Origin of the sequence: Candidatus Nitrotoga sp. BS (assembly GCF_927797785.1) — a bacterium.
In the GTDB taxonomy this organism is placed as follows: domain Bacteria; phylum Pseudomonadota; class Gammaproteobacteria; order Burkholderiales; family Gallionellaceae; genus Nitrotoga.
In genome coordinates, this window is sequence record NZ_CAKMLL010000045.1 from 37,295 (window position 1) to 48,357 (window position 11,063).

At 50.9% G+C, this 11,063-nt stretch carries 12 protein-coding genes; 3 read left to right on the forward strand and 9 right to left on the reverse strand.

Annotated features, from left to right (window positions below):
- The first annotated feature begins 312 nt into the window (after positions 1-312).
- The 3 genes from MJ769_RS04745 to MJ769_RS04755 all read left to right on the forward strand — a co-directional run bounded on the left by MJ769_RS04745 (position 313) and on the right by MJ769_RS04755 (position 3,984).
- The gene (locus MJ769_RS04745; protein ID WP_239234750.1) at positions 313-2,733 is read left to right on the forward strand and encodes a Lon protease family protein; all 2,421 of its coding nucleotides are present in this window, start codon (positions 313-315) and stop codon (positions 2,731-2,733) included.
- Between the two features lie 198 nt (positions 2,734-2,931).
- Positions 2,932-3,162 carry a hypothetical protein gene (locus MJ769_RS04750; protein ID WP_239234752.1) on the forward strand — a complete coding sequence of 77 codons (231 nt, stop codon included), beginning with the start codon at positions 2,932-2,934 and terminating at the stop codon, positions 3,160-3,162.
- 60 nt (positions 3,163-3,222) lie between these two features.
- Positions 3,223-3,984, forward strand: a complete 762-nt coding sequence (locus tag MJ769_RS04755; RefSeq protein ID WP_239234754.1) for a hypothetical protein — start codon at positions 3,223-3,225, stop codon at positions 3,982-3,984.
- Between the two features lie 20 nt (positions 3,985-4,004).
- Here MJ769_RS04755 and MJ769_RS04760 read toward each other — a convergent pair whose 3' ends face one another.
- From MJ769_RS04760 to MJ769_RS04800, 9 genes are all read right to left on the reverse strand, one after another.
- Positions 4,005-4,562 (reverse strand): YaeQ family protein, encoded by a 558-nt coding sequence (locus MJ769_RS04760; RefSeq protein ID WP_239234756.1) that lies wholly within the window; start codon positions 4,560-4,562, stop codon positions 4,005-4,007.
- A 43-nt stretch (positions 4,563-4,605) separates the two neighbouring features.
- The gene (arfB, locus tag MJ769_RS04765; RefSeq protein WP_239234758.1) at positions 4,606-5,019 is read right to left on the reverse strand and encodes an alternative ribosome rescue aminoacyl-tRNA hydrolase ArfB; all 414 of its coding nucleotides are present in this window, start codon (positions 5,017-5,019) and stop codon (positions 4,606-4,608) included.
- A gap of 5 nt (positions 5,020-5,024) precedes the next feature.
- Positions 5,025-5,240, reverse strand: a complete 216-nt coding sequence (locus MJ769_RS04770) for an RNA-binding S4 domain-containing protein (RefSeq protein WP_239234760.1) — start codon at positions 5,238-5,240, stop codon at positions 5,025-5,027.
- A 25-nt stretch (positions 5,241-5,265) separates the two neighbouring features.
- Complete coding sequence (locus tag MJ769_RS04775; protein ID WP_239234762.1) at positions 5,266-6,921, reverse strand: peptide chain release factor 3; 1,656 nt, start codon at positions 6,919-6,921, stop codon at positions 5,266-5,268.
- A 73-nt stretch (positions 6,922-6,994) separates the two neighbouring features.
- Positions 6,995-7,381, reverse strand: a complete 387-nt coding sequence (locus MJ769_RS04780; protein ID WP_239234764.1) for a YchJ family protein — start codon at positions 7,379-7,381, stop codon at positions 6,995-6,997.
- Positions 7,382-7,386: 5 nt separating this feature from the next.
- Entirely contained in the window at positions 7,387-8,394 is a 1,008-nt protein-coding gene (locus MJ769_RS04785; RefSeq protein ID WP_239234766.1) for a serine/threonine protein kinase, read from the reverse strand.
- Positions 8,394-8,966, reverse strand: coding sequence for a DUF1415 domain-containing protein (locus tag MJ769_RS04790; RefSeq protein WP_239234768.1), 573 nt, complete (start codon positions 8,964-8,966; stop codon positions 8,394-8,396). The genes MJ769_RS04785 and MJ769_RS04790 overlap by 1 nt, the downstream gene beginning before the upstream one ends.
- Positions 8,967-9,092: 126 nt before the next feature.
- The gene (locus tag MJ769_RS04795; protein WP_239234770.1) at positions 9,093-10,445 is read right to left on the reverse strand and encodes a DEAD/DEAH box helicase; all 1,353 of its coding nucleotides are present in this window, start codon (positions 10,443-10,445) and stop codon (positions 9,093-9,095) included.
- A 284-nt stretch (positions 10,446-10,729) separates the two neighbouring features.
- Positions 10,730-11,063, reverse strand: a 334-nt coding sequence (locus tag MJ769_RS04800; RefSeq protein WP_239234772.1) for a DUF1731 domain-containing protein, incomplete at its 5' end; no start/stop codon positions are given.

Below are 11,063 nucleotides of genomic sequence, written 5' to 3' on the forward strand. Positions count from 1 at the left end.
GCACATTCTACCTCAGTGAAGTAATTTTCCGACTAAACAGCAGAATAACCGTCACTTTCAAATAGCCAGATACGCTTCCAATATCCTTCACGGCTAAAGGGCAACTCTAAATACGTAATATGGGCAACATCTAATTTCATCGCTGGATCTTTATTTTGTTTTCATTTTAAAAACGGCATTTGCACGGCGACTAAATTGGCGGAATTGGCAGTGCAGTGCGCATCTATAGAGACGCATCCGTCTTGACACAGGCGTAATGTAAAGCAGATTAATGGTTACAATTCGATATCCTGTGTAACTTTATACTTAAAAATGCTGATCTCAAACCTGGCTGCCGCCGATCTTCGCTTCACCATCGATCCCGATTCGCTTGGGTTCTCTGACACTTCAGAATTGCTGCCATATTCACTACCCTGGATCGGGCAGGAGCGTGCAGAAATGGCCGCACACTTTGGGCTAGGAATGGATCAACCAGACTACAACCTGTTTGTACTGGGTGAGGTCGGCAGTGGCCGTTCTTCGTTGCTCAGGCAAGCGATGCAGGCGACCGCTGCAATTAAGGCGGTACCGCCCGACTTATGCTATCTGCACAATTTCGATGCGCCGGAAAGACCGCAGGCTTTATGTTTGCCTGCCGGGCAGGGACGTCTGCTGCGCCAACTCATGACCCGGATGACGAAATCCTTGCAGACGGAAATACCACAATGCTTGGCGGGGCAGGATTTCAAAGCTGAAAGCGCACGCATTGAAAAAACCTACAAGGATGAAGAAAGCAAAAGCTACGCCGAACTCGAAGCCTTTGCCGAAGCCCGCAAGTTCGCTATTCAGCGTGAGGCAGGGCGTATGGTTTTTACTTTGCTGGGTAAAAAAAGGCACTTACTTACCGAAGATGAAGTGCTAGTCTTGCCGAAAGAACACCGAGCTGAAATAGAGCAGGCCGAGCAGGAACTGCGCGCGAAGATTGCCAGCTATTTCGAGAAAACCCGGCCACTGGAACGAGTGATGCACGATGCTTTGGCGGCATTGCTGCGCCAAGTGGTAAAGCCGCTGCTGAATCATGAATTACAGGGAATCAGAGATGGATTGATTACAGAGGTCAAAGATCACGCCAAGCTTGGCGCATATCTGACGCAGGTCATGCAGGACATACTCGATAATCTGGAGCAGTTCAAGGTTTCCGATACCGACGAAGAAAGTCGGCAGGAGGCGCTCAGCAAAGTATTATCCCGTTACCGGGTTAATCTGGTAGTGGACAATGATGGCCTGAGCGGTGCACCCGTAATCGTCGAAGACAGCCCATTCTTCCGCTCACTGTTCGGCTGCATTGAATATCAGACCGAAAACGATATGTTGGTAACTGATTTTACCTGCATCCGCGCTGGGAGCCTGCACAAAGCGCACGGAGGCTTCCTCATGCTGCATTTACGCGATCTGCTAACTGACGATGTGGTGTGGGAGAAGCTGCGACGCTTGTTGCGTAGCGGCAAGCTGAAAATCGAAGAGCCGGGTACAGCGCTCACACCGATTACGGCTGTTTCGCTCGAGCCAGAAGCGGTGAATGTTGATGTCAAGATTACTCTGATCGGTTCGCGAGATGAATATTATGAGTTGCAGGAGAGAGATCCGGAGTTTGCACGCCGATTTCGGGTCAAGGTAGACTTTGCCGAAAGTTTTTTATCCAGCCCTGAAACCCGCCGCGCTTCGTCAATTTTTATCGCCCACGCTTGCCAGGCGCTGGGACTACCTCATTTTTCCGCCGCCGCCGCGGCTCGTCTGCTAGAGGATTCCCACCGCGAAACGGACGATCAGTCTCGCCAAAGCGCAATTTTCTCCCGCACTGAGGCGCTGATAATGGAAAGCGCTGCGCTCTGCCGTGCCCGTGCCAGTCTTTTGGTCGAGGCAGCGGATGTAGAAGCTGCACTTCGTGCGCGTATCTCACGCCACAATTACCCCGATCAGCGCTTGCAGGAATCTATTGCCGAAGGTGATGTGTTGATTACGGTGCATGGTGAGAAAGTAGGCCAGCTTAACGGTCTTTCCCAGATAGATCTGGGAGATTACCGTTTTGGCTTTCCGCTGCGAATCACTGCGCGCACCTATGCCGGTGAAGACGGTTTACTCAATATCGGGCGCGAAGTAGAAATGTCCGGGCCTATCCATGACAAGGGCGTATTCATTCTACAGAACTACTTGTCTGCCCTGTTCCCCCATGTTGCACCGCTCGCACTTAATGCATCAATTGTGTTTGAACAGGATTATTACGGTGTGGAAGGTGATTCTGCTTCCTGTGCCGAATTTTATGTTTTGCTTTCATCCTTGTCGGGCTTGCCCCTCAGGCAAGGTATCGCAGTAACCGGTGCGGTCAATCAGCACGGAGAAGTGTTGCCGGTGGGTGGAATTAACGAAAAAATAGAAGGCTATTTTCGCGTCTGTGAAACGGCCGGACTGGACGGAAACCAAGGTGTGCTGATTCCATACCGTAACCGCCGTCATCTGATGCTGGAACACAAGGTCATCGAGGCCGTCGCTAAAGGTTTATTTCATATCTACACTGCAGAACATGCGAGCGAAGGGATAGAGCTGCTTACCGGTTTCCCGGTCGGCATCGCGAACGGAACGGGCAATTATCCATATGACAGCGTACTGGGCCACGCCCAGAAAACTTTGCTGGCTTATCGCCGCGCCTGCCAGATGTTGGAACATCCAAAGGAGGGGCGCAAGCATTTGCGTTGAATAAGGAGAGCAGGCTTCAATTGCCGGGATTAAGCTTTGCACCTTAACCGGGGGGCGGTTTGCATTGAACAGTTTGCGTGTGCAGTGGCAAAACGTACCTGAAATTTAGAATGCGGTGCGTGCAGCATAACGCTCCGATCATGTAAATTCGTGTGGTCGAATTTTACGGTTTGCAGCGGCAATCCAAAAGCAAGTCCCATGTATCGTCGTAAATGTGTGAAAATAGCGACTGCAAATCTGGCATTTAAATTAATCTTAATTAATAAAGGCGACAAATTGGCAAAACCTAATTTTCAATTCGAAAAGCGTCAAAAAGAATTAGCCAAGAAAAAAAAGCAAGAAGAAAAAAAACAGCGCAAACTAGAAGAGAAATCCCCGCCTTCCGCAGATCAGTCCGATCACGTTGACGATGAAAGCCCGTCCACCTAAATCAGTACAACGCAGCTTTCGGCAAGTCTGCGGCTTTCTTATCGGCAAAGCGTGAAGGCAATGTCTGATATCTACACTGATTGCCCCAAGTGCGGATACAAGTTACCGCAACCTTTACCGAGCAATGCCGCTTGCCCTGTCTGTGGCATTTATTTTTTTAAGTGGCAACCATTGACAGACGTCCCAGTGATCTACGATACCGATCCAGGCACGTCCACTCGCAGTTGGCATAAACGCACGCAGGATTTTCTTACTCCCAAGGAACAGATGGATCAGCTATCTTTCTATGGGCGTTGTCTGCTGCTTGTATTTTTGGCTTGGTGGAGCTGGCGACTGTTTGCTTACGATTACCGCAGCGGCGAGATTAACGGTTCCTTCATGCACAACATCCTGCTTCCCATTCACGAGGCTGGACACGTGCTGTTTATGCCCTTCGGCCAGTGGTTCACCATCCTCGGTGGCAGCTTATTCCAGCTGGCATTACCGGGCGGGATTGCCATCGCCTTTATCTGGAAAAATCGCGACAATTTCGGTGCGGCGATCGGGCTATGGTGGATGAGTGTCAGTTTGATAGACCTTGCACCTTACATTTATGATGCACTGCGACCGCAATTAGTTTTGCTCGGCGGTGGCACCGGCGAAGACGGGCCGCACGATTGGATATATTTACTCGACAGCTTTAGTCAGCGCCCCAACGCTCAGCTCTGGGGTGCGCTGGCGCATACGCTGGGTGGCTTGGTTATGCTTGCCGCACTGAGCTGGGCAAGCACAGTGTTGTGGCGGCAACGATTGAAGTTAAGCAATTCATTGAGCGCCGACTAGCAGCCTGTCGGTGTCGGCGCTCAATGCCCGCGAGTGGATGGTACTTTCAGCTCCACCCGTTCCACCTGCGCACTGTCATTCCCATCGCTCAACCATATCTGCCCATCTTGAATGGTGCATTGTAACTGCATGTTGCGCTGAGCCAGCTTGGCGATGGCGCGCGTATTTTCCATGGGCAGGTTAATTACACTCAGATTCTTGAGCCGTTCGAATTGACTGCTGTGTTGTGCGAACCACATATCTGCAACACGGCCGCCATAGGTGTAAACAATTACCTGATCAGAGCGGCCACAGGCTTTACGTATTAGTTTTTCGTCGGGAAGCCCGACGTCTATCCACAACTCAATCGCACCTGTTAAATCTTTCCGCCACAAATCTGCCTCATCATCAGCGGTCATCCCCTGGCCGAATTCCAGATATTCATGGGCGTGCAACGCAAAGGCCAACAACCGCACCATCATGCGCTCGTCTGTTTCAGAAGGGTGTCGTGCAAGAGTCAACGCGTGATCTTGGTAATAGTGACGCTCCATGTCTGCGATTTGCAGATTGGCTTTGAAAATAGTTGCTTTAATTGCCATATAACTCCTGGATCCATCTCATGCAGAAATGGGCTCTGCCAAATTATTCCACCACCCGGCCGCGCATACTTTTAGTTGCACCATGCCTGGCTTTGCTGTCCATACGCTTCTTCTGCGAACTGCGCGTAGGTTTGGTTGCACGACGGATGGTGGGCAACACCGCGATGCTTTGCACCAACCCTTTCAAGCGTCGCAATGCCTCATCACGATTCTTTTCCTGACTGCGAAATTCCTGTGCCTTGATAATTACCACGCCGTCTTTGGTGATACGGTGATCGTGCAGTTCAAGGAGTCGTGCTTTAAATGCTTCCGGTAACGATGAGGCATTGATGTCGAAACGCAAATGCACAGCACTGGAAACTTTGTTGACGTTCTGCCCACCCGCCCCCTGAGCACGCACGGCGGTTAACTCGATCTCATGATCAGCAATAATAACGTTGTGGGAGATATACAGCATGAAAATTATGCAAGCACTGTGATGCGCACGTCGCCTAATGTCACCACTGATCCTGCCCTTATTTTGCAGGTTTTGCGCAATTCCACATGCCCGTCCACCGATACGACACCTTCCGCGACCAGCGTCTTACCCGCTCCGCCGCTATCGCACACACCAACCATTTTCAGTAATTGGTTTAGCTCGATAAATTCGCCATTAAGCTTGAATTCAAATTGTTGCATGGAAGTCTTCATGGTAGACAATTCACTACAACTTCACCGCATGTTCGCGCGTGGTGTGGAAAATCACTTTTGGCCAGCGTTCCTGGGTGAGATTGAGATTGACGTTGTTCGGTGCGAGATAGGCCATGTTATTGGCGGCATCGTAGGCGACGTTGTGCGATAAAGCCTTCTCAAAATCGGCGAGCATTCTTTTGTCGTCGCAAGTCACCCAGCGCGCGCTCGTGGTATTGGTACCATCGAATACTGCATCCACGCCGTATTCGCCCATCAAGCGGCTGGCAACGACATCGAACTGCAGTACGCCGACCGCGCCCAGAATTAAATCACCACCATTAACTGGCTTGAACACTTGTACTGCGCCCTCTTCACCAAGTTGCTGCAACCCTTTATGCAGCTGCTTGACCTTGATCGGGTTCCGGATACGCACGGAGCGAAAGAAGTCTGGCGCGAAATAAGGAATACCGGTGAACTGCAATAACTCGCCTTCAGAAAAACTGTCGCCGATTTGCATGTTGCCGTGGTTGGGTAAGCCAATGATGTCGCCAGCGTAGGCTTCCTCTACCTGCTCACGATTAGAGGCCATAAAAGTGACAACGTTGGACACACGAATTTCGCGGTTAATACGCAGGTGTTTGATCTTCATGCCACGCTCGAAGTGTCCGGAGCAAACACGCAAGAAGGCGATGCGGTCACGATGATTCGCGTCCATGTTGGCTTGTATCTTGAATACGAAGCCAGTAAAAGCCGCCTCGTTAGGCGCGACAACACGCGCGGTGGCATCGCGTACACACGGCGCCGGCGCCCAATCCAACAGGGCGTTGAGGATTTCGCGCACACCGAAGTTGTTGATGGCAGAGCCGAAGAATACGGGGGTTTGTGTGCCGGCCAGAAACGCGGCCAGATCAAAAGGATGAGAAGCGCCCTGCAATAGCTCAACTTCTGCTTTAAGTTGTTCTATTTCCAGTGGAAACATTTCTACAAGGCGCGGGTTATCGATGCCTTTAACGATTTCAAAATCTTGATCGGCACGTTCATCGCCCGCCGCGAACAATAGAATCTCATCACGCAATAAGTGATAGACGCCACGAAAAGTCTTACCCATTCCCAGTGGCCAAGTCACCGGTGCGCACTGGATATTAAGAACCGACTCAACCTCATCCAGCAGTTCCACCGGATCGCGTGTTTCACGGTCCATCTTGTTAATGAAGGTTATGATAGGTGTGTTGCGCATGCGACAAACATTGAGCAATTTGATGGTTTGCGTTTCAACACCCTTGGCCGCGTCGATAACCATAAGCGCGGAGTCTACAGCGGTGAGCACGCGGTAGGTGTCTTCAGAAAAATCCTGGTGGCCGGGGGTATCGAGCAAATTAACCACATGGTTACGATATTCGAACTGCATTACTGAGCTGGCTACAGAAATGCCGCGTTGTTTCTCGATGTCCATCCAGTCGGACGTTGCGTGGCGACCGCTCTTGCGTGCCTTCACCGTACCCGCCAATTGAATCGCACCAGAAAATAGCAGTAATTTTTCGGTCAGTGTAGTTTTTCCCGCATCCGGGTGAGAGATGATGCCAAAGGTGCGACGGCGCGCCACTTCGCGCGTGATTAAATCACGCGAAACAGGTGCGGGTGCGCCGGCTGCTGGTAGTGCAGGCTGTGTTACTGAATCCGTTGCCATGATAAATGTTCTCGCGAAAATAGTTATTGCAAAAAATAAGTAAGTCTAGAGGCTGTAAGAAACCAAGTCTAATTTAGCGAATGTCGCCATCCACATAGAACCATTGCTCGCCTTCGCACACGAAACGACTCACTTCGTGCAGTCGATGTGCACGCCCCCCCACTTTGTAGCGCGCCACAAACTCCACTACGGCGCGGTCTGGTTCCTGAAGAGTGTACTCATGGCGCTTTACCTCCAACCCCAGCCATTTTGTCTCAATTTTATCAACCATATCCAACGTGGCGGGGCGTGTTGAGGGATGCCAAGTTGCCAGTAAATAATCCTCGCGTCCCAATGTGTAAGCAACATAGCGGGAACGCATCAATGCTTCAGCGCTGGGGGCAGGCGTGTTGCCCTCGATATAACACCCGCAACAGTCGGTGAAGTTTTTATTGCTGCCGCAAGCGCAATCAGTTTGCATATCAATTAAGCAGACAATAGTGGCGGTTCATCCATCAGCGCGATCTGCTCGCGCAATTCGAGAATTCGATCTTGCCAATAGTGTTGAGTATTAAACCACGGGAAGGCTTGCTTGAAGGCTGGATCATCCCATCGCTGTGCCAGCCAGGCGGAATAATGAATCAGGCGCAAGGTGCGCAGTGCTTCGATCAGATGCAATTCACGTGAATCAAAATCGTAAAAATCTTCATACCCCGCCAGCACGTCATTCAACTGCCGCACCATGTCAACACGCTCACCCGACAACAACATCCACAAGTCCTGCACAGCAGGCCCCATGCGGCTATCGTCAAAATCAACAAAGTGCGGACCATCATCCGTCCACAGCACATTGCCCGCATGGCAATCTCCGTGCAAACGGAGTGATTTTACATTGCTACCGGCACGCTCAAAGCAATGCCGCACACCCGCCAGCGCCTGCTCTGCTACGCTGCGATAGGCAGTCTCAAGATCAGCCGGGATAAAATTATTGGTCAGCAAAAAATCAAGTGGTTTTACACCGAAGCTTGCAATATCCAGTATGGGTCGATGCTGATACGGCTTGAGCGCGCCTATGGCGTGGATGCGACCAAGAAAACGCCCCATCCATTCCAGCGTGTTTCGATCTTCCAACTCAGGCGCCCGTCCGCCGTGCTTGGAAAAAACGGCGAAGCGGAATCCTTCGAAGGTGTGCAGTGTTTTACCACCCAGCACCAACGCAGGTACCACTGGAATTTCGCGCTCGACCAACTCCTGCACAAAAGCGTGTTCTTCGAGTATGGCGGCATTGGTCCAGCGTTCCGGCCGATAGAATTTTGCTACCAGCGGCAAGCCTTCTTCCATGCCGACCTGGTAGACGCGGTTCTCATAGCTATTAAGCGCCAACAGGCGACCATCGCTGTAACAGCCCAGACTGTCCAATGCGTTCATAACGCAATCGGGGGTAAGTGAAGAGAAAGTGGGCGATGTCACCGATAAAGCACTTTGCGCAGACATTATTTTTTCGGGGGAGGGCTAACCTGAACCAGCCCCAAATCATTCCAACCTGTGTGACCCAAACAACGCAGTGTTTCAATGTTCTTGTCGAATATTTTCTCGGCCTCGGGAAAAGCCGACACCGCCTGCACCATACTCGCTTCACGCAGCAAATGCATCATGGGATATGGCGACCGGTTGGTGTAGTTTTCGATATCGTCAGGTTGCGTCCCGGCGAACTGATACTGCGGGTGAAAACTGGCCACTTGCAACGCACCTTCCAAATCCATGTCTTCCAATGCCGCATCGACTACATCAAGAAAATCGTTGTATTCGAAAAAATCAGTAAGCACGCTGGGGTGAATAAGCAAGGTTGTGTCGATATCTACTGCTGGTGTTTCGGCCAATACTTCCAGCTCTCGCATGAGGTCTCTTAGTAAGTCCTCATGCGTGACTGCATTGCTTACCACGTAGCGTATCTGATTTTTTACATGAACGGCCTTGGCGAACGGGCACAGGTTGAGGCCAATGACGGCCCGCTCCAACCACAGCTTGGTCGCAGATATGATTGTTTCGTCTGTTGTGATATTCATTTCAGGTGCTCTGGAACAGTTGAGTGATGCTCGCCATCACGGCTGACAATTTCGTAAAAAATTGATCAGCTTGGTCGGGGGCGGTTCGGTTAATTACCCGACTCTGCGTATTGGCGAATACATTTTTTAGCGATTGTATCCACCGGAACGGTGTGATGCAGGTGCGCGAACAGCAGGCTTGCCAGTAGCAGCACTGGTGCGGCCCGGACCATTGCCCGTGCGTGGCGCGGCCCGAGTACGACCATGACCTTGACCACCACGTCCTTGCCCTTGTCCTTGCCCACGTCCACTACCTTGACCGCGATTCTGACCGTTTAAAATAGGCTCTGCCTTGATGCGCGGATCTGGTTCGAAGCCGGGCACCTGCACAACCGGAATTTCGCGTTTGGTCAGTCGTTCAATGTCATGCAGCAGCTTATGCTCATCAATACATACCAGCGAACTTGCCTCACCTTCGCTGCCCGCACGACCGGTACGTCCAATGCGGTGAACATAATCTTCCGATATATTGGGCATCTCGAAGTTAACTACGTGCGGCAACTCAATAATGTCGATGCCCCGCGCAGCAATGTCCGTAGCCACCAGTACCTGTAGCTTGCCGGTTTTAAATTCCGCCAATGCACGGGTGCGCGCTGCTTGGCTCTTATTACCATGGATGGCCAGTGCCGGAATGTCGTCCTTGTTGAGTTGCTCAGCTAACTTGTTGGCACCATGTTTTGTGCGCGTAAATACCAGCACCTGATGCCAGTTGTATTCCTTGATAAGATGAGTGAGTAGCTCACGCTTTCTTTCGCGATCCACCGGGTAAACTTTCTGTGTAATCAGCTCTGCAGTAGCGTTGCGGCGCGCCACTTCTATCATCGCCGGTTTGTTGAGCAGTCCATCGGCCAGCATTTTGATCTCGTCGGAGAAGGTGGCGGAAAACAACAAGTTTTGCCGTTGCTTGGGCAATATAGCCAGGATTTTTTTGATGTCGCGAATAAAACCCATGTCCAGCATACGGTCGGCCTCATCCAGCACCAGAATTTCTACATGTGACAGATCCAGCGTTTTCTGCTGCAAGTGATCGAGCAAGCGACCGGGCGTGGCAACTAAAATATCCACGCGGCTTTTCAAGCGCTGTATTTGCGGATTGATGTTAACGCCACCAATCATCGTCATCGAAGTAAGTTTCAGGTATTTGCCATAATCGCGCACGCTCTCTTCTACCTGTGCGGCAAGCTCGCGCGTGGGAATAAGAACTAACGCGCGAATCGGTGCCTTACCGGTTACAGGTTTCGCAGAAGCAGTAAGACGTTGCAGAATAGGCAGGGTAAAACCAGCCGTCTTGCCGGTGCCGGTCTGTGCACCAGCCAGCAGGTCGCCGCCGGATAGCACAACAGGAATCGCCTGCGCCTGAATGGGCGTTGGCTCAGTGTAACCACGCTCGGTAACGGCTCGAACGAGTTCATCGGACAGGCCGAGAGCTGAGAAAGTCATAAATTATTCCTAGAAAAAATCGGCCTGTCGCCATTTACGGCGCCAGTCTTAGGCAGATAGAGTGTGGGTTTTAACCAGTATGGACAGTGGCAAGAAGACTAGAAACTAATACCACTTTTTTCGGATTATAACAGAATTGAATTTCGTTACCGGATAGATTGTATCTTGAGGGGAAGCGGGAACAGGTCTTACATATATTGTATAAACCACCTTCATCGTTTTATTTCATCACAGCGGATTTACTTTAAGTTGTGTGAGACCTGAGCCCACATGGTATCAATAATCTAATCACACAAAACTTGACGTAGCGCTGCTCCCAATTCAGTAAACTTGAATTGATAATCAGCACCTAACATCCGCCTGGGAATAACACGTTGACTGCCCAGCAGCAATTCAGACATTTCACCCAGCAAGAGCTTAAGAACCCATGCTGGTGCAGGTAGAAAAGCGGGACGATGAAGGGTTTTTGCTAGTGTTTGGGCAAATACCTGGTTAGTAACCGGGTTAGGTGCGGTCAGGTTAAATGGACCATTAAGCTCAGTGCTATTAAGTAATGCCAAGCAAATGGCCACATGGTCGTCGATATGAATCCAGGGCATCCATTGTTTGCCACTACCC

Bases quoted from the DNA above. Each gene is read 5' to 3' on its own strand.
- MJ769_RS04745 (WP_239234750.1), top strand. From the start codon at position 313: ATGCTGATCTCAAACCTGGCTGCCGCCGATCTTCGCTTCACCATCGAT.
- MJ769_RS04750 (WP_239234752.1), top strand. From the start codon at position 2,932: ATGTATCGTCGTAAATGTGTGAAAATAGCGACTGCAAATCTGGCATTT.
- MJ769_RS04755 (WP_239234754.1), top strand. From the start codon at position 3,223: ATGTCTGATATCTACACTGATTGCCCCAAGTGCGGATACAAGTTACCG.
- MJ769_RS04760 (WP_239234756.1), bottom strand. From the start codon at position 4,562: ATGGCAATTAAAGCAACTATTTTCAAAGCCAATCTGCAAATCGCAGAC.
- arfB (WP_239234758.1), bottom strand. From the start codon at position 5,019: ATGCTGTATATCTCCCACAACGTTATTATTGCTGATCATGAGATCGAG.
- MJ769_RS04770 (WP_239234760.1), bottom strand. From the start codon at position 5,240: ATGCAACAATTTGAATTCAAGCTTAATGGCGAATTTATCGAGCTAAAC.
- MJ769_RS04775 (WP_239234762.1), bottom strand. From the start codon at position 6,921: ATGGCAACGGATTCAGTAACACAGCCTGCACTACCAGCAGCCGGCGCA.
- MJ769_RS04780 (WP_239234764.1), bottom strand. From the start codon at position 7,381: ATGCAAACTGATTGCGCTTGCGGCAGCAATAAAAACTTCACCGACTGT.
- MJ769_RS04785 (WP_239234766.1), bottom strand. From the start codon at position 8,394: ATGTCTGCGCAAAGTGCTTTATCGGTGACATCGCCCACTTTCTCTTCA.
- MJ769_RS04790 (WP_239234768.1), bottom strand. From the start codon at position 8,966: ATGAATATCACAACAGACGAAACAATCATATCTGCGACCAAGCTGTGG.
- MJ769_RS04795 (WP_239234770.1), bottom strand. From the start codon at position 10,445: ATGACTTTCTCAGCTCTCGGCCTGTCCGATGAACTCGTTCGAGCCGTT.